This window comes from Streptomyces sp. NPDC045695, assembly GCF_056432025.1.
The window spans coordinates 29,162-47,782 of the sequence record NZ_JBWKJU010000028.1 but is presented as its reverse complement, the minus strand read 5'-3'; the positions used below and the strand labels follow the sequence as shown (position 1 = coordinate 47,782).

At 71.6% G+C, this 18,621-nt stretch carries 20 protein-coding genes; 9 read left to right on the top strand and 11 right to left on the bottom strand.

The window, feature by feature from the left end; all coding sequences use genetic code 11:
- Positions 1-54 precede the first annotated feature (54 nt).
- Positions 55-846, top strand: a complete 792-nt coding sequence (locus tag AC07DU_RS31160; protein ID WP_479030016.1) for an MBL fold metallo-hydrolase — start codon at positions 55-57, stop codon at positions 844-846.
- A gap of 70 nt (positions 847-916) precedes the next feature.
- On the opposite strand, the gene AC07DU_RS31155 is transcribed toward AC07DU_RS31160, so the two are convergent.
- The 3 genes from AC07DU_RS31155 to AC07DU_RS31145 are packed head-to-tail and all read right to left on the bottom strand — an operon-like array spanning position 917 to position 4,571.
- Complete coding sequence (locus AC07DU_RS31155) at positions 917-3,301, bottom strand: ABC transporter permease (protein ID WP_479115106.1); 2,385 nt, start codon at positions 3,299-3,301, stop codon at positions 917-919.
- 2 nt (positions 3,302-3,303) lie between these two features.
- Positions 3,304-4,068 (bottom strand): ABC transporter ATP-binding protein, encoded by a 765-nt coding sequence (locus AC07DU_RS31150; protein ID WP_360892126.1) that lies wholly within the window; start codon positions 4,066-4,068, stop codon positions 3,304-3,306.
- A complete protein-coding gene (locus AC07DU_RS31145) occupies positions 4,065-4,571 on the bottom strand; it encodes a PadR family transcriptional regulator (protein WP_479115104.1) in 507 nt (168 codons plus the stop codon). The genes AC07DU_RS31150 and AC07DU_RS31145 overlap by 4 nt, the downstream gene beginning before the upstream one ends.
- Before the next feature lie 167 nt (positions 4,572-4,738).
- On the opposite strand from AC07DU_RS31145, the gene AC07DU_RS31140 reads away from it, so the two are divergent.
- The 6 genes from AC07DU_RS31140 (at position 4,739) to AC07DU_RS31115 (ending at position 12,036) form a co-directional block, all read left to right on the top strand.
- Positions 4,739-6,013 (top strand): ABC transporter substrate-binding protein, encoded by a 1,275-nt coding sequence (locus AC07DU_RS31140; protein ID WP_479115102.1) that lies wholly within the window; start codon positions 4,739-4,741, stop codon positions 6,011-6,013.
- A 217-nt stretch (positions 6,014-6,230) separates the two neighbouring features.
- On the top strand, positions 6,231-7,913 hold the full coding sequence (locus AC07DU_RS31135; RefSeq protein WP_360892119.1) for a glycoside hydrolase family 13 protein: 1,683 nt from the start codon (positions 6,231-6,233) through the stop codon (positions 7,911-7,913).
- A 157-nt stretch (positions 7,914-8,070) separates the two neighbouring features.
- Positions 8,071-9,402, top strand: a complete 1,332-nt coding sequence (locus AC07DU_RS31130; protein ID WP_360892116.1) for an ABC transporter substrate-binding protein — start codon at positions 8,071-8,073, stop codon at positions 9,400-9,402.
- 10 nt (positions 9,403-9,412) lie between these two features.
- Entirely contained in the window at positions 9,413-10,753 is a 1,341-nt protein-coding gene (locus tag AC07DU_RS31125; RefSeq protein ID WP_479115100.1) for an ABC transporter permease, read from the top strand.
- Entirely contained in the window at positions 10,750-11,682 is a 933-nt protein-coding gene (locus AC07DU_RS31120; RefSeq protein WP_479115098.1) for a carbohydrate ABC transporter permease, read from the top strand. The genes AC07DU_RS31125 and AC07DU_RS31120 overlap by 4 nt, the downstream gene beginning before the upstream one ends.
- A gap of 90 nt (positions 11,683-11,772) precedes the next feature.
- Positions 11,773-12,036, top strand: coding sequence for a GlsB/YeaQ/YmgE family stress response membrane protein (locus AC07DU_RS31115; RefSeq protein ID WP_360892107.1), 264 nt, complete (start codon positions 11,773-11,775; stop codon positions 12,034-12,036).
- A gap of 43 nt (positions 12,037-12,079) precedes the next feature.
- On the opposite strand, the gene AC07DU_RS31110 is transcribed toward AC07DU_RS31115, so the two are convergent.
- From AC07DU_RS31110 to AC07DU_RS31075, 8 genes are all read right to left on the bottom strand, one after another.
- Positions 12,080-12,418 (bottom strand): gas vesicle protein K, encoded by a 339-nt coding sequence (locus AC07DU_RS31110; RefSeq protein ID WP_479029995.1) that lies wholly within the window; start codon positions 12,416-12,418, stop codon positions 12,080-12,082.
- Positions 12,419-12,504: 86 nt separating this feature from the next.
- Positions 12,505-12,720 (bottom strand): gas vesicle protein, encoded by a 216-nt coding sequence (locus tag AC07DU_RS31105; protein ID WP_479029992.1) that lies wholly within the window; start codon positions 12,718-12,720, stop codon positions 12,505-12,507.
- Positions 12,717-13,562 carry a GvpL/GvpF family gas vesicle protein gene (locus AC07DU_RS31100; protein WP_479115096.1) on the bottom strand — a complete coding sequence of 282 codons (846 nt, stop codon included), beginning with the start codon at positions 13,560-13,562 and terminating at the stop codon, positions 12,717-12,719. Before AC07DU_RS31100 ends, AC07DU_RS31105 begins: the two co-directional genes overlap by 4 nt.
- On the bottom strand, positions 13,559-14,017 hold the full coding sequence (locus AC07DU_RS31095; protein ID WP_479115094.1) for a gas vesicle protein: 459 nt from the start codon (positions 14,015-14,017) through the stop codon (positions 13,559-13,561). Before AC07DU_RS31095 ends, AC07DU_RS31100 begins: the two co-directional genes overlap by 4 nt.
- 22 nt (positions 14,018-14,039) lie before the next feature.
- Positions 14,040-14,288, bottom strand: a complete 249-nt coding sequence (locus AC07DU_RS31090) for a gas vesicle protein GvpG (protein ID WP_479115092.1) — start codon at positions 14,286-14,288, stop codon at positions 14,040-14,042.
- A gap of 42 nt (positions 14,289-14,330) precedes the next feature.
- On the bottom strand, positions 14,331-15,047 hold the full coding sequence (locus AC07DU_RS31085) for a GvpL/GvpF family gas vesicle protein (protein ID WP_479115090.1): 717 nt from the start codon (positions 15,045-15,047) through the stop codon (positions 14,331-14,333).
- 3 nt (positions 15,048-15,050) lie between these two features.
- A complete protein-coding gene (locus AC07DU_RS31080; RefSeq protein ID WP_479115088.1) occupies positions 15,051-15,515 on the bottom strand; it encodes a gas vesicle structural protein GvpA in 465 nt (154 codons plus the stop codon).
- A 28-nt stretch (positions 15,516-15,543) separates the two neighbouring features.
- Positions 15,544-15,918 carry a gas vesicle protein GvpO gene (locus AC07DU_RS31075; protein ID WP_479029978.1) on the bottom strand — a complete coding sequence of 125 codons (375 nt, stop codon included), beginning with the start codon at positions 15,916-15,918 and terminating at the stop codon, positions 15,544-15,546.
- A gap of 135 nt (positions 15,919-16,053) precedes the next feature.
- Between AC07DU_RS31075 and AC07DU_RS31070 the strand changes: the two genes are divergently transcribed.
- Positions 16,054-17,133, top strand: a complete 1,080-nt coding sequence (locus AC07DU_RS31070) for a histone protein (protein ID WP_479115086.1) — start codon at positions 16,054-16,056, stop codon at positions 17,131-17,133.
- A 4-nt stretch (positions 17,134-17,137) separates the two neighbouring features.
- Complete coding sequence (locus tag AC07DU_RS31065; protein WP_479115084.1) at positions 17,138-18,256, top strand: SRPBCC family protein; 1,119 nt, start codon at positions 17,138-17,140, stop codon at positions 18,254-18,256.
- Positions 18,257-18,621 lie beyond the last annotated feature (365 nt).

Sequence of the window (18,621 nt, the reverse complement as noted above, 5' to 3'; positions counted from 1 at the left end):
ACCCGTACGGTCCTTCACGGATGAACCGCTTCCTATCCGTGAGGTGCCCTTCCCATGGCTGACTCCAGCACGCCCAGTGAGCAGATCCCCGTCCGCGTCTTCGGCGGCCCCACCGCCCTCTTCGAGTACGGCGGGCTGCGGTTCCTGACCGACCCCACCTTCGACGCCCCCGGCGATTACCCGAGGCCGGGCGGCCCGGTCCTCGCCAAGACCGAGCCCGCCTCCGGCAGCCCCGCCGACCTCGGCCGCATCGACGTGGTCCTGCTCTCGCACGACGAGCACCCCGACAACCTCGACCGCTCCGGGCGGGCCCTCCTCGCCGACGTGCCCCTCACGCTCACCACCCCGGGAGGCGGGCAGCGCCTGGGAGGCGGGGCCAGGGGGCTGGCCGACTGGGAGGCGGTCGAGCTCGACCGTCCCGGCGGCGGCACGATCACCGTGACGGCCGTGCCCGCCCTCCACGGCCCCGGGAAGCGCGAGGAGGTCGAACCGGTCACCGGCCAGGTCGTTGGCTTCGTCCTGACCGGGGAGGGCCTGCCCACGGTCTACGTCAGCGGTGACAACGCCTCGCTCGACCTGGTCCGGGAGATCGCCGAGCGCTTCGGCCCGGTGGACACCGCCCTCCTGTTCGCCGGAGCCCCTCGCTTCCCCGTCGTCTTCGGCGGCGGGCTCCTCGTCCTCGACAGCGTCCAGGCAGCCGAAGCCGCCAGGATCCTCGGCGCCCGCCGGGTGGTGCCCGTCCACTACGACAGCTGGGCCCACTTCACCGAGGGCCGTGACGACCTGGTGGCCGCCTTCACCGCCGCGGGACTGGCCGACCGCCTGGACCTGGGCGACCGGGGCTGAGCGGACCCGTACCGCGGTGACGTGAGGATCCGCTGAGCGAGACGCTCTGACCCCGGTACGGCCCGGAGGATCAGAGCGTCTCGCTCAGCGAGTCCGCCAGGCGCCGCCGGGCCGCCCGTGTCGCCGGCAGCACCGCCGCCGCCACCGCACCCAGCACCGCCCCGACCAGCACCGTCAACAGCACCGGCCACGCGGGCAGTCGGGCGATCCCCGCGCCGATCCCGCTCGACGCGCCCTGCGTGTCCACCAGCCAGCGGCCGGCCAGCGCGCCCACCGTCGTCCCCACCACCGCGGACACGAACGCGGTCAGACCGGCGGCCGTCACGATCACCGAGCCGATCTGCCGGGGCGTCAGCCCGATCGCCTTCAGCGCGAGCAGGTCCCGGCCCCGCTCGCGCACGCCCGTGCTGATCAGCGTCAGCAGCTCGGTCAGTCCGATCAGGGCCAGGACCGCGATCAGGGCGGCGATCACTCCACGTGCCGGCTCCAGCCGGTCGGCCGGATTGGGCGTCTCCCGCACCTCCAGCGTTCCGCCCGCCGTCGCGGCGAGCATGCCGCTCACCGCCCGCGGATCCGCCCCCTCGCGCAGCTCCAGGGCGTGGAAGGCCGGCCGCAGCCGCGGATCGCGCTCCCGCAGTGCGTCGATGGTCGTGGTGATCACCCGGCCGCCGGATTCGGGCTCGATGGTGCGGCCGACGAGGTGCAGGATCTGCGGCCGCCCCTCGACGGTCATCCGCACCCAGTCACCGACCCGTACGCCGAGGAGGTCCAGCAGGCCCTGTCCGGCCACGGCCTCGTCGGGCCCGCGGACCGCGCGCCCTTCCACCACCGCGGAGGGGTACGGGCGGCGGGCCGTGCCCAGCCCGCGGAGCGTGATGGTGCCGGTCTGACCCGGTACGAGCGCCGCCATCTCCGCGCCCGGATGGACCGCGGCGACGTCCGGAACGGCCGAGAGGGTCTTCTCCAGCTCCAGCTCCAGCTCCAGCCCCAGCTCCGGCTGCAGTTCCGGGTCCGACGGCCCGGCGGGCTGGTGGGCCCGTACGGTCAGCGCCGCGGGCAGTCCCACCTGCTCGGGCCGGCTGCGGAACTGGTCCAGCGTCGACCACGCGACGAGAGCGACCGTGATGAGCGTCAGCGGCAGCGCGAGCCGGACCACCGGCACGAGCGTGCGGCCGCGCCGCGCGAACGCGGCCCGCCACCCCAGGACCAGGGCCGGAGGAACCCGCATCCCCAGGGCCCGCCTGCCGAGTGCGGTCATCGGCGCGGCGGAGGGCAGTGCGGCTCGTGCCACCGGCACCGGGGGCACCCGTCCGGCCCGCCAGGCGGAGAGCCCGGTGGCGGCCGCGATCAGCAGCACCGCGCCCCAGGGGATGCCGATCATCAGCGCGGTGTGGCCGGGCAGGCCCTGCCACACCGCCGCCGCCTCGCCGATCCGCCCCGGTATCCGGGCACCCAGAGCGGCGATCGCGGCCGTGCCGAGGGCCACCCCGAGGAGCGCGAAGGCCAGGTGCTGCACCAGGAAGCCGCGGATCACCTGGCCGGGGGTGAAGCCGATGGCCTTGAGGACGGCGATGTCCCTCAGCTGGCCGCGGACCCGCGCGCCGATCGCTCCCGAAGCGGCCAGCGCCGCCGCGAGCAGAGCGCCGAGCCCGAAGACGGCGAACATCTTTCCCAGGAGCCGGTCGTCGCCGCCCGCCTCGGCCCGCGCCTGCTGCCACTTGGTGACCTGGGCGACCCGGTCCGCGCCGAGTACGGTCACCGCGCGCTGGACGATGAAGTCGGTGTCGTCCGGATCCTCCAGGCGCAGCCCCACGCTCTGGCCGGTGTCGCCGTGCGCGATCGCGTCGAGCGTGCCGGGCAGCACCCAGCCGATGCCGGGTCCGCCGCCCGGCCGGTAGCCCGGCTCGGCCACCTCGGCGATCCCGCTCACGCGCACGGCGTGCGGGGCGCCGTCCGGTCCGGTGACCCGCACCGAGTCGCCCGGCTCCGCCCACAGCGCCCGCGCGACCGAGGCCTCCAGGACGACGGCGCCGGCGCCCTCGTCGGCCCCGGCACCAACCCCGGCGCCGTCGTCCGACCGGCCCGGCCAGCTGCCCGCGGTCAGGAGCGGCCGCCCGGTCTCCGCGGGCGGATCGGCGGCCGCGCGGAGCGTCACCCCGGCTCGCGCGCCGTGCGAGTCGACCGTGGTCGCCGCCGTGCGGTAGGGCCCCGAGAGGGCCGCGACCCCGTCCACGCCGGACAGGGCGTCCATGTCCGCGCCGGCCCGGGTGTGCAGCCAGATGTGCGCGCCGTGGGACTGGTTGAAGACGCGCTGCCAGGGGTTCGCGGCGTAACTGAACAGGGCGCCGGCCAGCAGGAGCGAGGCGATGACCCCGGCGCTGGCCAGCACGACGAAGAGGGCTTCGCCCCGGTGTGCGCGCACGTCGGCCTGCGCCCAGCGCAGAGTGGCCCGCACGCTCACTCCTTCAGTTCGAGTACGCCGGAAACGCCGCCGGCGGGTTTGCGGCCCGCGCCGCCGAGCTGCGCGTCGTCGGCTATGCGCCCGTCGAAGAAGCTGATGACGCGGTCGGCGGCACTGGCCATCCGGGCGTCATGGGTCACCATCATGATCGTCTGGCCGCGCTGGTGGAACCGGGAGAGCAGTCGCAGCACCTCGCGGGTGCCCTTGCTGTCCAGGCTGCCGGCCGGTTCGTCGGCGAGGAGCAGCGCGGGATGGTTGACCAGGGCGCGGGCCAGGGCGACGCGCTGCTGTTCGCCGCCCGACAGCTCACCGGGCATGGACCGTTCGCGGCCTTCCAGGCCCAGTTCGGCGAGCAGCTCGGCGCGGGACGCGCGGGCGGCCCTGGGGGAGGCGCCGGCCAGCAGGGCGGGCAGTTCGACGTTGTCGGCGACGGTGAGGTTGGAGACCAGGTTGAAGAACTGGAAGACGACGCCGACGCTGCGGCGCCTGAGGACCGCCCAGCGGGCCTCGCGGTAGGTGTCGACCCGCTCTCCGTCGAGCCACAGCTTCCCGCTGTCGGGCCGTTGGAGGCCGCCGATCAGATGCAGCAGCGTGGACTTGCCGGCTCCCGACGGCCCGGTGACCGCGACGAACTCGCCGCGCTGGACGGACAGGTCCACCCCGCGCACGGCGTGCACCGGCGCGCCCTCGCCGTGGTGCGTCTTGGTCAGGCCCTCCGCTCGCACGATGGGCACGGCAGGAGCGGTGGCGTCCTCGCTCATTCCAGCTCCTCCTGACAGCGTTCGAGCCAGTCGAGGTCGGCCTGCAGATGCAGCATGGCGCCCTCGATCAGCAGTTGGGAGATCTTGTTGTCGCGGTCCTCGGCCGCGGCCAGCTTCGACAGGTCCCGCATGGTGTTGAGGTACTGGCGCCGCTGATTGTTGATCAGTGCGACAGGGTCGGCCAGACCCGATCTCGGTGCGAGCGCGAGCTTCATGAAGAACTCGTCCCGTACCCGGGGCTCCTCCGCGGTCTCCTCGAACCAGGCCAGCACGGCCTCGCGCCCGGCGTCCGTGAGCCGGTACGTGCGCTTGTTGGGGCGGCCCGACTGCTCGACGTCCTCGCCTTCGATCAGCCCGCTCTTCTCCAGCCGGCCGAGGGTGACGTAGATCTGGCCGACGTTCGGCTGAGGGTACGCGGCGCCCAAGAGCTTCTCAAGGTCCTGCTTGAGCTCGTAACCGTGCGCGGGGCTACCGGTGAGGAGCGCAAGGAGCGCCAGCCGCACTCGCTCTCCCTCCTTCGCGCTCGGTAGTCATCGGTTCACCGGCCACGGACCACGTGGCTCCGCGGCCCGCCCTCTCCGCCTGGGCGTCTAGTATCGCCCATGCCTAACGGGTATATATAGGCCGCGAGGATCGGCGGCGCAGCCGGATCGCGCACTGGGAGGAATCTATGCGGTGGATGCATGCCGCGGGTAGAGCTCTCCTGGTCGCGGCGGTGGTGCTGGCCGGGTACGCGGGTTTCGGCGTCCGCACGGACGGGGGCGCGGCCTCGCAGGGCCGCGGGCCCCTGACGCTCGTGACGGCGGGCGACCTGACCGACTACCTCTCCCCGCTGCTCGACGACTGGAACCACGAGCATCCCGGCGAACGCGTCACGCTCGTCGAACTGCCCGATTCGGCCGACGAGACCCGCGCCCAGATGATCAGCGAACTGCGATCGGGCCGCGACCGGTTCGACGTGCTGAACATCGACGTCGCCTGGACCTCCGAGTTCGCGGCGGCCGGATGGATCTCCCCGCTCGACCGCGACCGCTTCCCCCTGGACTCCTTCCTGCGGCCGGTCGTCGACACCGCGACCTTCGACGGTCGGCTGTACGCGGTCCCGTACGTCACGAACGCGGGACTGCTCTACTACCGCAAGGACATCCTGGACCGGGAGGGCGAGCAACCACCGCGCACCTGGTCCGACCTGGTCCGCCAGGCGTCCACGATCGCCCCGAAGTACGGACTGGACGGCTACGCCGGGCAGTTCCTGCCGTATGAAGGGCTCACCGTCAACGTCACCGAGGCCGTGCACTCGGCGGGCGGCTCGATCCTGCAGGGCGACGGCGCCCGGGTGAGCGTGGACTCCGACGCGGCGCGCGCCGGACTGCGGTTCCTCGCCGACGGTGTGCGGGACGGCTGGATCTCGCGCGAGGCCCTCGGTTACAAGGAGGAGGAGTCCCGCAAGGCGTTCCAGGACGGCCGGCTGCTCTTCCTGCGGAACTGGCCCTACGTGTACGCCGACGCGAGCGCGGAGGGCTCGAAGGTCGCGGGCAGGTTCGGCGCCGTGCCGCTGCCCGGGCCCGACGGGCCCGGCACCAGTGTGCTGGGCGGATCCAACCTCGCCGTCAGCAGCCATGCGCGGCATCCGGCCTCGGCGGCCGACCTGATCTCCTACCTCACCAGTGAGCGGGTCCAGCGGCGGGTGCTCACCGAGGGCTCGCTGCCGCCGGTGCGCGCGGCACTGTACGAGGATCCCGAGCTGATCCGCGCGTACCCCTACCTGCCGACGCTGCGCCAGAGCGTGCTGTCGGCGGTGCCACGTCCCAAGAGTCCTCGCTACGACCAGGTGAGCCTCGCCGTGCAGGCCGTGGGGCAGGACCTGATGGCGCTGCGCCAGACGCCGGAGCAGGCGGCGGCGCGTCTGGCGCGCGAGCTCGGGACCATCTCCCGCACGGGCTGATCTCACTCCGTCACTCCGTCCCCTTCAGGGCCTCTACTTACATGTTAAGTAGAGGCCCTTCTTTGTACACCGGGGCGTTTCTGTACAAACCACCCCAGCTTTCCGCTGTTTCTGGACACATCGTTGACACCTTCCAGTCGCTGCTACTTAACATGCATGCATAACAGCGCCCCGATCTGGGGCGCTCTCGCATGCAGCAGAGACAGGTCGACGCGAGATGCTCAGCACCCTTCCGGCCGGCACCGGCCACCCCACCCGTAGCTCCACCGCGTCCGGCCCCTGGTGGCGCGACGCGGTGATCTACCAGGTCTACGTCCGCAGCTTCCTCGACAGCACCGGCGACGGCGTCGGGGACCTGGCCGGCGTACGGGCCGGGCTTCCCTACCTCAGGAAGCTCGGTGTCGACGGCATCTGGCTCAGCCCCTTCTACCCCTCGCCCCAGCACGACCACGGCTACGACGTCGCCGACTACTGCGGCGTCGACCCCGTCTACGGCGACCTCGCCGAGTTCGACCGGCTGGTGTCCGACGCCCGCCGCCTCGGGCTCAAGCTGCTGCTCGACATCGTCCCCAACCACTGCTCCAGCGAGCACCCGTGGTTCCGCGCCGCGCTCGCCGCGGAGCCGGGCAGCGCGGCGCGCTCCCGTTTCCACTTCGCCCCCGGCCGCGGTCCGGACGGGGCGCAGCCCCCCAACAACTGGCGCGCCATGTTCGGCGGTCCCGCCTGGAGCCGGATCACCGAGCCCGGCGGCGCCCCCGGCGAGTGGTACCTGCACCTCTTCACGCCCGAGCAGCCCGACCTGAACTGGCGCGACCCCGCGGTGGGCGACGAGTTCGAGCGGGTGCTGCGCTTCTGGCTCGACCGCGGTGTCGACGGCTTCCGCATCGACGTCGCCGCCGGGCTGTTCAAGCACCCCGACCTGCCCGACTCGGACGACCCCGGAGCCGACGAGCGGGCCCGGGACGCCGTCAACCAGCTGGCCTGGAACCAGCCCGAGGTCCACGACGTGTGGCGGCGCTGGCGCTCGGTCTGCGAGGAGTACACCGCCCGGGACGGCCACGAGCGGCTGCTGGTCGGTGAGGTGTCCGTGCCGACCGCGCGCGAGCACGCCGAGTACGTCCGGCCCGACGAGCTGCACCAGGCGTTCTTCTTCGACCTGCTCAGCGCGCCCTGGGACGCCGACGCCTTCCGCACGACGATCACCGAGGCGATGCGCGACATCGCCGGCACCGGCTCCACCGTCACCTGGGTGCTCAACAACCACGACCAGGTCCGTACGGTCACCCGCTACGCGGGCGAACCCGGGGTCGAGGGCAGCGGACTGGGAGCCGCCCGCGCCCGCGCCGCGGCCCTGCTGATGCTCGCCCTGCCCGGCGCCGCCTACGTCTACCAGGGCGAGGAGCTCGGCCTCCCGGAAGTCCTCGACCTGCCCGACGAGGTCCTCACCGACCCGATCTTCCGCCGCACCGGCAGCCGCAAACACGTCCGGGACGGCTGCCGCGTGCCACTGCCCTGGTCCGGGCACGCCTCCCCGTTCGGCTTCAGCCAGGAAGCGCTCGGCGCCAAGCCGTGGCTGCCGCAGCCCGAGTGGTTCGCCGAACACGCCACCGACCGCGCCCTGGCCGACACCCGCTCCTTCTGGCACCTCTACCGCGACGGACTCCACCTGCGGCGCACCCTGCCGCAGCTCGGCGACGGCACCCTGCGCTGGCTGGACTCGCCGGCGCAGGTGCTGGCGATCGCCCGGGGCGACGGCCTGGTCTGCGCCGTCAACTTCGGCACGCAGCCGGTGCCCGCCCCCGTACGGGGAACTCCGCTGCTCGCCAGCGGACCCTGCCCCGACGGCGTGCTCCCCGCGGCGACCGCCGCCTGGTGGACGGGGGAGTACCCGGCCCCGTGATCCCCGGGGTGCGCCGGCGACCCGGCGACCGGCGACGCCGCACCCCGCCCGACCTCCCCGACCCCCTGACCTCCCCGCCCGACCCCGCGCCCCTTGCGCTCCCCGTGAAGCCGGGACCCACTCCCGCGGTCCCGGCCTTCCAGAAAAGGACCTCATCATGCGACGACCCAGCAAGACGACCCGACGGACCACGGCCACCGGGGCGGCGGCCCTCGCCCTCGCCCTCGGCGCCACCGCCTGCGGCGGCGCCACCGGCCCCGCGAGCGGCGGAGAACTCAGCGGCCAGACCGTGACCGTGGCCGGCGTCTGGACCGGCAGCGAGCAGGAGAACTTCAAGAAGGTCCTGGACGCCTTCACCGCGAAGACCGGCGCCAAGACCGTCTTCGTCCCCTCCGGTGACAACGTCTCCACCTTCGTGGGAAGCAAGATCGAGGGCGGCAACGCGCCCGACGTGGTGATGGTCCCCCAGGTCGGCGTGCTCCAGCAGTTCGCCAAGGAGGGCTGGCTCCAGCCCCTGTCCGGCGAGGCCGCCAAGACCGCCGACTCCACCCTCGCCCCCGTGTGGAAGGAGTACGGCACCGTCGGCGGCACCTACTACGGCCTCTACTTCAAGGCCGCCCACAAGTCCACCGTCTGGTACGCCCCCGAGGCCTTCACCCAGGCCGGCGTCAGCGTGCCCAAGAGCTACGCCGACATGCTGAAGACCGGCCGCACCCTCGCCGACTCCGGCCGTCCGGCCTTCGCCATAGCCGGCGAGGACGGCTGGACCCTCACCGACTGGTTCGAGAACGTCTACCTCTCCCAGGCCGGGCCGGAGAAGTACGACCAGCTCGCCCAGCACAAGCTCAAGTGGACCGACGACAGCGTCGTCAGGGCCCTGACCACCCTCGGGGAGCTCTTCAAGGACAAGCAGCTCGTCGCCGGCGGCGCCCAGGCGGCGCTGGGCACCGACTTCCCCACGTCGGTCGCGCAGGTCTTCGGCCCCGAGCCCAAGGCGGGCATGGTCTACGAGGGCGACTTCGTCGGCGGCGTGGCCAAGGGCCAGTTCGGCAAGAAGCTCGGGCAGGACGCCACGTTCTTCCCGTTCCCCTCGGTCGACGGCGGCAAGATGCCGGTCGTCAGCGGCGGTGACGCGGCCGTCGTCCTCAAGGGCGGGAAGAACGGCCAGGCCGGCATGAAGCTGGTCGAGTTCCTGGCGAGCGCCGAGGCGGCTGAGGTCTGGGCCGGCGCGGGCGGCTTCCTGTCCCCGAACAAAGAGGTCGACTTCGCCTCGTACGGAGACGACACCACGCGCAGCACCGCCAACTCGCTCATCGCGGCGGGCAATTCGATCCGCTTCGACATGTCGGACCAGGCCCCGGCCGCGTTCGGCGGCACCAAGGGCGCGGGCGAGTGGAAGGTCCTCCAGGACTTCCTGCGCGACCCGTCGGACCCGCAGGGCACGGCCGCGAAGCTCGAAGCCGAGGCCGCCAAGGCCTACGGGAACTGAGGCGCACACCATGGCTGAAACCCTGACCGCCCGCGCCGCGGCGAACCCGCGGCGCCGGGCCCAGCGAAGGAAACGCCGTCTCGCGGTCGTCTTCGTCCTGCCGGCCCTGCTGCTGCTCGGCGCGCTGGTCGTCTACCCGGTGGTCTTCTCCATCGGCCGCAGCTTCTTCGACGCCGGCGGCGAGCGCTTCGTGGGAGCCGGGAACTACGCGGCGATCATCGACGACCCGGCCACCCTCAAGGCGCTGCGCAACAGCACCATCTGGGTCGTCGTCGCCCCCCTCCTGCTGACCGGACTCGGGCTGATGCTCGCCGTGCTCACCGAAAAGGTGCGCTGGGCCACCGCGTTCAAGCTGGTGCTCTTCCTGCCGATGGCCGTGTCGTTCCTCGCCGCGGGCATCATCTTCCGGCTCGCCTATGAACAGGACCCGGACCGGGGCGTGCTCAACGCCGCCGTCGTCGGCGTCCACGACGCCTTCACCGACCGCGCCGCCTACCCGACGGCGCGGGCCCGGGAGGGCCACGGCCTGACCGGCGGGGCGGGCGGGCCCTACAGCACCGAGGAGACCGTACGTCCCGGCCGCCCGGTCAGCCTCGGCTTCGTCGGAGTGGCACCCGACGCGATGCCCGCCGCGGCGAAGGCCGCGCGCGCCGCGGCCGACGCGGCGCCCGGCCCGGACGTGATCGCCGGCGTCGCCTACCTCGACTTCGCCCCCGGCGGTGCGGGCACGCCGGGCACGGTCGACCCGGGCGAGAAGGGACTGCCCGGCATGACGGTCGAGGCCGTACGGGACGGCCGCGTGGCCGCCAGTGCCACCACGGCCGACGACGGCTCGTTCCGCCTCACCGGCCTGGCCGACGGCGAGTACACCGTCCGGCTGCCCGCGGCCAACTTCGCCGCCCCCTACCAGGGCGTGAACTGGCTCAGCCCGGCACTGGTGACACCGGCCATCATCGCCGCCTACCTGTGGGTGTGGACCGGCTTCGCGATGGTGCTGATCGGCGCCGGACTCGCGGCCATCCCGCGCGACGCGCTGGAGGCCGCGCGGATGGACGGTGCCACCGAGGGCCAGATCTTCCGCAAGATCACCGTGCCGCTGCTCGCGCCGGTACTCACCGTCGTCTTCGTGACCCTGGTGATCAACGTGATGAAGGTCTTCGACCTCGTCTACATCATCGCCCCCGGACCGGTCCAGGAGGAGGCGAACGTCCTGGCCACCCGCATGTGGCTGGTCTCCTTCGGCGGCGGCAACGACCAGGGGCTCGGCAGCGCGCTCAGTGTGGTGCTCCTGCTGCTGGTCGTCCCGGCGATGCTCTTCAACATCCGGCGTTTCCGAAGGAGCGGCGCATGAGCGGCCACAGCACCATCGAGCGCCCGCCCTCCCGGCGGACGGCCACCCTCCGGCCCGTCCCCGCCCCGTCCGCGGCCGGGCCGCGCCGCAGGGGCCGGCTGTCGGGACTGCTGCGCAACTCCGTCGTCCAGGGCGTACTGATCCTCGTCGCCCTCGTATGGATCACCCCCCTGGCGGGCCTGTTCCTGTCCTCTATGCGCTCCGAGCGCGACAACGCCTCCGGCGGCTGGTGGACCGCGCTCACCGACCCCTCCCAGCTGTCCCTGGACAATTACGGCGCCCTGCTGAAGGACTCCGGCATCGCGGAGGCCTTCGGGAACACCGTCCTGATCTCCGTGCCCACCACCGCCCTGGTGGTCGCCATCGCCGCACTCGCCGGATACGCCTTCGCCTGGCTGGATTTCCCCGGCCGGGACGGCATCTTCCTGGTGGTCGTCGGACTGCTGGTCGTACCCGTGCAGATCGGGCTGCTGCCCGTGGCGAAGCTCTTCGGGGCGGTGGGACTGTTCGGGACGATCGCTGGCGTCGTCCTCTTCCACGTCGCCTACGGGCTGCCGTTCGCGATCTTCCTGCTGCGCAACTACTTCGCCGAGATACCGCGCGAAATGCTGGAAGCCGCCCGGATGGACGGCGGTAGCGAATGGCGGATCTTCTCCCGGCTCGTACTGCCCCTGGGCCGTCCGGCCATCGCGAGCCTGGCGATCTTCCAGTTCCTCTGGGTCTGGAACGACATGCTCGTGGCACTGCTCTTCGCGGACAGCTCGTCCCAGCCCCTGACGGTGGCGCTGCAGTCCCAGATGCGGCAGTTCGGAAGCAACATCGGCGTCCTCGCGCCGGGTGCGTTCCTGTCCCTGGTGGTCCCGCTGGTGGTCTTCTTCGCCTTCCAGCGTCACTTCGTCCAAGGCGTGATGGCGGGCTCGGTGAAATAGCCGCCCCGTCCGGCCTCCGGCCACGGTTTGAGATGCGAAAGGCGGGCAAACGGATTTACACAGGCTTTATGTGGAGAGAAGGGGCGCGCCATGGGCATCATCAGCTGGATCGTGCTGGGACTCCTCGCCGGCATCATCGCGAAGTTCCTGATGCCCGGCAAGGACCCGGGCGGCTGCATCGTCACCCCGCTCATCGGCATCGCCGGAGGTCTTCTGGGCGGATGGCTCGGCAAGGTCATCTTCGGCGTCGACTCCGTCGACGGCTTCTTCGAGCTCTCCACGTGGATCGCCGCCATCGTCGGTTCCCTCATCCTCCTGCTCCTCTACCGGCTCTTCGTCCGCGCCAGGGACTGAGCAGCGGGCCTGCGGTCCTTGGGCCGTGGGTCCGTCCGCCCTTTCAGTCCCTGCGGGGGAGCAGGGGGCCGAGCGGGCCGAGGTCGAGGTTGAGGTCTTCCAGTGAGTAGCCGTGTTCGGCGCACAAGTCGGCGAGGCTGTCGTGGAGGGCGAGCAGGGTCGCGCCCAGCTCCTCTTCCTGTTCGTCGGTGAGGCCGCCTGCGTCCACGCGGCGCAGGGCCTGGCGTTCGATGAGCTGGCGGAGCAGTTCGACGAGGGTGAGCACGAGTTTGAGGAGGTCCTCCTCGACGCTCTCGCGGTCGGCGCGGATGCGGTGGGCGGGGCGAGCCGGGGCGTCCTGGCGCGCAGGGGGTGCCTGGACGAGCCGGAAGGCGCGCGACATGCTGTCGCCGACGTCCTGGAGCCTTCCTGGACGCCCGACGCTCCCCGGATGCGGATGCCCGTCCTCGGGCGGGCGCTCTTGACCGGTCACCGCGGGCCCCCGGACTCCGGCGTGGCGGGGGCGCTCTCCGAGCTGACGGACACGATGAGCGCCCGCAGGGAGATGCGGACGAGGTCGATGTCCGCGATCGACAGCACGATGTCCCCGGCCACCACCACTCCGCCGCTCAGCAGCCTGTCGAGCAGATCGACCAGGGCCACCTGGCGGCCGGGCAGCGGCTCGCCGTGCTCCGCGAGGGTCATGGCGCCCGCTCCTCGGTGTCGGCCGGGGCCGGGGCCTCGGCCGGTGGGCCGGCGAAGGAGTACGGGGCCCAGGGGCCGGTGACTTCGACGCGGAGGTCGGGGAAGTCGCGGGCCGCGTGTGCGAGGGCGGCCCGGAACTGCTCGGCGTGCTCGTCGGGGATGAGGTAGGCGTCGTTGAGCACGTTCTCCTGGGGGCCGGTCAGAGCACCGCTCTGCGGGGCGTGGCGTACGCGCTGCGAGGTGTAGCGGGCGGCGATGGCCTCGATGGTCGCCGCGGCCTGCTCCGCCTGCCCGTAGACCGTTTTCCGGGCGTGGTGCTGCGCCCTGCGGCGCTGGAGATACGCCTTGCCCGGGGTGGTGGGGGCGGCCGCGCCGGCGTCGGCCGGGTGCTCCGCGGTGGTGGGAGCCGCGGGCGGCGGCACGTAGATCTTGACGCCGTACTCCGTGTGGGCGTCGAGCTCGCCCAGTCGTCGGGCGAAGGTCTCGTGCCGCCCGGCGAGGGCGCGGCCGGCCCGGCTGTCGCTCTGGTACACCGTGGCCAGGCGCAGGGGCAGGACCGTGGCGTGGGCCGCGACGGCCTGCACGACGTCGTGGTGGGCGCGGGCGACGTCCTCCAGCCACTGGAGGTCCTCGAAGTGATCCTTGAGGGCCGTCTCGTCGAACTCGCCGTGCGGCACCGGGCTGACGACGAAGGCCAGGGGGGCCGGTCCGGCGTCGGACGGGTCGGCCAGGAGTTCCACCGGAGCCCGGCCGACGCCGCGCAGGGTGGCGAGGAGCTTCCCGAGCGGCTCGGTCTGCCGCGCGACGGCATAGACGTAGGTGAGGGGCTCGTCGGTGTTCACTGCGAACGCCCCCGCCGGGTCCTGCCGGCCCGTCCGCCGGGTTCTTCGGCGCGTCCCCCGCCCGCCGTGCCTTCCACGCCTTCCGCGTCTTCCACGCCCTCCGCGCCTGCCCGCCCGCCGATCTGGTCGCGGCGCAAGGCCTCCAGCTCCGCGCGCAGGCGGCGGTTCTCCTGCTCCAGCGGGCTTCCGGTGTGACGCGAGGAGAGGGAGGGGTCGTGCTCCCACCAGTCGATGCCCATCTCCTTGGCCTTGTCCACGGAAGCGATCAGGATCCGGAGTTTGATGGTCAACAGCTCGATGTCGAGCAGGTTGATGCGGATGTCCCCGGCGATGACGATGCCCTTGTCCAGGACGCGTTCGAGGATATCGGCAAGGCTGGACGAGGAACTGGATCCGTACGGCGCGGGCGCGCGGGAAGGGAAGGATCCGAGTCGGCCGGGGAGGGGTTCGGTCACGGTGGCGGCCTCGCTTCGCTGGTCAGATCGTCCGGTTCCGGAACGCTGCGATCTCCTGCAGGCGGTCGATCAGCTCGTCCTCCCGGAGTTCGAACTCCTCCTGGTCGATCTGCCCCGCCAGCAGTTGCTGCTCCAGGTCGGACAGTTCGCGCCAGATCGGGGCGGGATCGTAGTACTGCTCCTCGGCCTTCTCCACGACGCGTTCGGCGACCCAGGTGACCGCCCGCACCGGGGCGAGGGGCAGCGTCAGCAGGTGGGTCAACAGGCCCATGGTCCTCCTCCCTTCCAGCGAGGCGAGGCGCGGCGCCGGTCACTACACGAAGCTGTACGGGGGCAGCGGGCCGCTGAACCGCATGCTCACGCCGCCGCCGATCTCGCGGGCCAGGTTCGCCTGCGCCGACATGAAATCGTCCTTCTTCTCGTCCGGTACCAAGAGCGACAGGTTGAGGAAGTCGTCCCCGGTGGGCGGGTGCGTGACGTGTTCGCGGGCGAAGGGCACCAACGCCTCGACCAGACCGGCCGCCAGCGTCCGGTGCCGTGCCTCCACCTCGTGCGCGACCAGTTCCCCCAGAGCGAGCGGCAGCTGCGGATCCGGGTCCCCGGCACGGATACGGTCGTTGAGGTCCCTCGCCTCGGGCACGTCCCCGAGGATCTGGTGCAGCAACGGCGCCTCGTCCTCCTGCGCGACGCGTACGTGGTACTCGGCGCAGCCGTCAAGGCGTTGCAGCGCGCTGAGGTAGGCGTCGGCGTTCTCCTCCAGGGCCTGACGCACCGCGAGCTCGTCCGGGGCGGTGTAGCCGAACTGCATCGGCAGGACCGCCTCGTCCGCCATCAGGCGCTCCTGCACCTCCTGGTGGACGAGCAGGTCCCGGCGCTTGGGCAGGATCTCCTCGGAGACCTCGCTGACGACCGCGCACAGGGGACCTGCCGTCACCGTGCGCACAGGCGTGTCCTGGGAACCGACGCCGTGCATGCCGTCGAGGCGGTGCGGATGGGCCTTGGCGGTGATCGCGTACACGTAGAGCGCCATCGGTTACTCCTTCTCCCGGCGTACGGGGCGCCGGGCGGGGCGGCGCCGCTTGGGGGCAGCCTCCATTTCCTCTTGTTCCTCGTCCTCCTCCGGCTCCTGCGAACGGGACGACCTGCCGGTCAGGGAGTCGGTCACCGCTTCGACGGCGCCGGTCAGAGCACCCTTCGACTTACCGCGGGCGCCCCCTTCCACCATGTTCCCCACTACGTCGGGCAGCTGGGCCGGTGCCTTGCGGCCCGCTTCGAGGTCGAGGCGGTTGCACGCCTCGGCGAAGCGGAGGTAGGTGTCGACGCTGGCCACGACGATGCGCGCGTCGATCTTGAGGAGTTCGATGCCCACCACGGAGACCCGGACGAAGACGTCGATGACCAGACCGCGGTCGAGAATGAGTTCCAGGACGTCGTAGAGACTGCTCGTATTGCCTCCCCCTCGGGCAACGGCGCTGCCACCCTGCGGCACCATGGTCATGGCGCCTCCTTTCCCCGGCGGCCTGCTGTCAGGTCGGCCGGTCGATCATTCCCCGGCTGTAGCGGCGGGTGCGTTCGTAGGAGACCAGCTCGCCCTCTTCGTCCAGAGTGACTCTGTAACTGGCCATCACGCTGGTGGTGTCCGGGATGCGCTCCAGCTCCACCACCTCCACCTGCGCTTCCCAGCCGTCCTCGGTCGGCTTGAGCGAGGAGACGGATTCCGGGAACCGGCCGAGGAGCTCGGCGAGCTGTTCGGCGGCCGAGCGCATCGCCGCCGCGGCCTTCGGGACTGCCGCCCGCCGCCGGGGGGCAGCGCGCCGGGAAGGCTGCCTGCCCTGCTCCTCGCCCGTGTCGGCAGGGTGCGGAGGCACCCGCCGTGGGCGTGCAGGTTCTGCTGCGGCCATATACCCCTCCCTCGGGGAGACGGCGGCCTCACACAAACCAGAATGTCATGAAATGAACGCATAAGTCTTTCAGTGAGGGCAGGAGCTCAGAGACCGCCCGCTCAGGGTCCGTAGTCCTGGTCAAAGGGGATGATCATGCAGGACACCACCAAGATCGCTCTGGCAGCCGCTCTGGCGGGGGGTTATGTGCTCGGCCGGGCCAAGAAGGGCCGTATGGCGTTCGCCGCCGCGACCTATCTCGCCGGCCGTCGCTTCGGCCTCGAACCGGGACAGCTGCTGACGGAAGGCATCTCCAAAGTCAAGGAGATGCCGCAGTTCGCAGACCTCGGCGATCAGCTGCGCGGGGAAGCCCTCGATGCCGGCAAGCGGGCCCTGAGTGCTGCGGCCGACCGCAAGCTGGCCAGCCTCGCCGACTCCCTGCACGACCGCACGCGTGAGCTCACTCGCGTCGGCGGTCGCCGGGACGAGGAGGACGAGGAGGGCGAGGAAGAACCCTACGAGGACGAGGCAGAGTCCGAGTCCGAGGACGACGAGGAAGCCGAGGAGGACTACGGCGAACCCGAGGACGCGGCAGAGGAGGAGCCGGAGGAAGAGGAGCCGGAGGAAGAGGAGGAGCCCGAAGAGGAAGAGCCGGAAGGGGAGGAGCCGGAGGAGGAACCGGAGGAGGAACCGGAGGAGGAAGAGCCGGAAGAGGAGGAAGAGGAGGAGCCGCCACCCCGGCGTCGGACGGCCCGCAGCCGCGCCGGCACGTCCGGTGCCGGTTCTGCCCGTAAGACCGAGCGACCGGCAAGCGCCTCCCGCAAGAGCGCTCCGTCCCGGAAGACGGCTACGGCCCGTAAGAGCGCTACGGCCAGCAAGGGCGCGCCCGCCAAGAAGGCGGCGCCCGCGAAGAAGTCCGCTCCGGCCAAGAAGGCCGCGTCGGCGAAGAAGGCAGCTCCGGCCAAGAAGGCAGCTCCCGCCAAGAAGGCCACGGCGAAGAAGACCGCGGGTGAAAGGCCGGCGGCGAAGACCACAGCCGCCAGGAAGAGCGCCTCCTCCAAGGCCGCACCCTCCAGGCCCGCCTCCAAGAGCACCGGAAAGGCGGCACCCGGAAAGCGGACCACAGGCCAGAGTCCCGCACGCAAGGCAGCCGCGAAGAAGACCACGGGCCGCACCCCTGCACGTAAGACGGCCGCCAAGAAGACGACGGCCCGCAGGCCGTCCGCGCGGAGGTAGTGCCATGGCAACTCGCCCCAGCGAAAAGGAATCCACGTCCGGGCTGGACCAGCTGCTCGGTGAACTGTCCGGCTACCTCTCCGCCCAGGCGGACCAGCTGGCCGAGAAGGCGACCGACAAACTCGGCGACATCACCGACCAGCTCTACGATGTGGCCGAGAACGGCGGCAAGCTCTCCGACGTCGGCGGAATCGGCGCCCGCCTCCTGCAAGGCGACTCGCCCCTCAAGGCCTTCGCCGGCCAGACCTTCGGCAACCTGAAGGACAAGGTGGCCGACACCGCATCCCAGGTGTTCGGGGGCAAGGGCAAGGGCAAGGGCAAGGGCCGCAAGGGCGGCGCGAAAGTCGTCAACATCGTCGAGACGCTCGACGTGGGACTACCGCTGCGCACGGTGTACGACCACTGGACGCAGTACGAGAACTTCAGCAGCTTCGCCAAAGGCGTGCGCGACGTGTCGCGCGACGACGACACCAACAGTGACTGGAAGGTCAAAGTCGGGCCGTCCACCCGCAGCTTCAAGGCGACCGTCCAGGAGCAGATTCCCGACGACCGCATCGTATGGACCTCTTCGGGTGCCAAGGGCACCACCCGTGGCTGCGTGAGCTTCCACGAGCTCGCCCCCTCGCTGACCCGGATCGTCATCGTGGTCGAGTACAACCCGTCTGGACTGTTCGAGAAGACCGGCAACCTCTGGCGGGCCCAGGGCCGCCGACTGCGCCTGGACCTCAAGCACTTCCTGCGCTACGCCACCCTCAGCACCGAGGAACCGGAGGGCTGGCGGGGCGAGATCCAGGACGGCGAAGTCGTCCGGACCCACGAAGAGGCGCTTCAGGAAGAGCAGGAGGAAGAGGGCGAGGGAGAAGAGGAAGAGGAAGAGGACGAAGGCGGCGAAGAGGGCGCGTACGAAGACGAGTACGCGGAGGACGACGAAGGCGGGGACGACGAAGCCGGGGACGCCGAGGAGTACGAGGGCGAGGACGAGGCGGACTACGACGACGAGTCGGCCCCAGAGGCAGAGGACGAAGAGGACCAGGAGTACGACGAGGAAGAGGACGAAGGCGAGGACGAGGACGCGTACGAAGAAGAACCCGCGCCCCGCCGACGCGTCCGCCAGGCCGCCTGAGCCGCTAGGCCGCCTCTTGCGGATCTTGCCGGGCCCGACGACGGCAAGGGTCGGCCGACTAGGAGACATCCGCGATGGTCGCCTTCAGGAGGAGCAAGCGCAGGCGTCTGCGCCGGGCCCTTGCTCGCTGGACGCCGCGGTCCGTCATGCGCCGGATGCTCGTGCGAGGGGCCGGGTGGGGGGTGCGACTGACGATGTGGGCCATGCGGAAAGCGGTACGGCGCTCGCTGCGCCGCGCGTTCCATGCGTAGCGTTCCAGACAGCGCCGGGCCGGGGGGGGGGGGGGGGGAGGGGGGGGGGGGGGGGGGGGGGGGGGGGGGGGGGTGGGGGGGGGGGGGGGGGGGGGGTGGTGGTGGTTTTTTGGT

Bases quoted from the DNA above. Each gene is read 5' to 3' on its own strand.
- AC07DU_RS31085 (WP_479115090.1), bottom strand. From the start codon at position 15,047: ATGGCGCTCTACGTGTACGCGATCACCGCCAAGGCCCATCCGCACCGC.
- AC07DU_RS31115 (WP_360892107.1), top strand. From the start codon at position 11,773: ATGGGCATCATCAGCTGGATCGTGCTGGGACTCCTCGCCGGCATCATC.
- AC07DU_RS31065 (WP_479115084.1), top strand. From the start codon at position 17,138: ATGGCAACTCGCCCCAGCGAAAAGGAATCCACGTCCGGGCTGGACCAG.
- AC07DU_RS31070 (WP_479115086.1), top strand. From the start codon at position 16,054: ATGCAGGACACCACCAAGATCGCTCTGGCAGCCGCTCTGGCGGGGGGT.
- AC07DU_RS31105 (WP_479029992.1), bottom strand. From the start codon at position 12,720: ATGACCCTCGCGGAGCACGGCGAGCCGCTGCCCGGCCGCCAGGTGGCC.
- AC07DU_RS31150 (WP_360892126.1), bottom strand. From the start codon at position 4,068: ATGAGCGAGGACGCCACCGCTCCTGCCGTGCCCATCGTGCGAGCGGAG.
- AC07DU_RS31090 (WP_479115092.1), bottom strand. From the start codon at position 14,288: ATGGGCCTGTTGACCCACCTGCTGACGCTGCCCCTCGCCCCGGTGCGG.
- AC07DU_RS31160 (WP_479030016.1), top strand. From the start codon at position 55: ATGGCTGACTCCAGCACGCCCAGTGAGCAGATCCCCGTCCGCGTCTTC.
- AC07DU_RS31075 (WP_479029978.1), bottom strand. From the start codon at position 15,918: ATGGCCGCAGCAGAACCTGCACGCCCACGGCGGGTGCCTCCGCACCCT.
- AC07DU_RS31130 (WP_360892116.1), top strand. From the start codon at position 8,071: ATGCGACGACCCAGCAAGACGACCCGACGGACCACGGCCACCGGGGCG.
- AC07DU_RS31135 (WP_360892119.1), top strand. From the start codon at position 6,231: ATGCTCAGCACCCTTCCGGCCGGCACCGGCCACCCCACCCGTAGCTCC.
- AC07DU_RS31140 (WP_479115102.1), top strand. From the start codon at position 4,739: ATGCGGTGGATGCATGCCGCGGGTAGAGCTCTCCTGGTCGCGGCGGTG.
- AC07DU_RS31110 (WP_479029995.1), bottom strand. From the start codon at position 12,418: ATGTCGCGCGCCTTCCGGCTCGTCCAGGCACCCCCTGCGCGCCAGGAC.
- AC07DU_RS31125 (WP_479115100.1), top strand. From the start codon at position 9,413: ATGGCTGAAACCCTGACCGCCCGCGCCGCGGCGAACCCGCGGCGCCGG.
- AC07DU_RS31120 (WP_479115098.1), top strand. From the start codon at position 10,750: ATGAGCGGCCACAGCACCATCGAGCGCCCGCCCTCCCGGCGGACGGCC.
- AC07DU_RS31080 (WP_479115088.1), bottom strand. From the start codon at position 15,515: ATGACCATGGTGCCGCAGGGTGGCAGCGCCGTTGCCCGAGGGGGAGGC.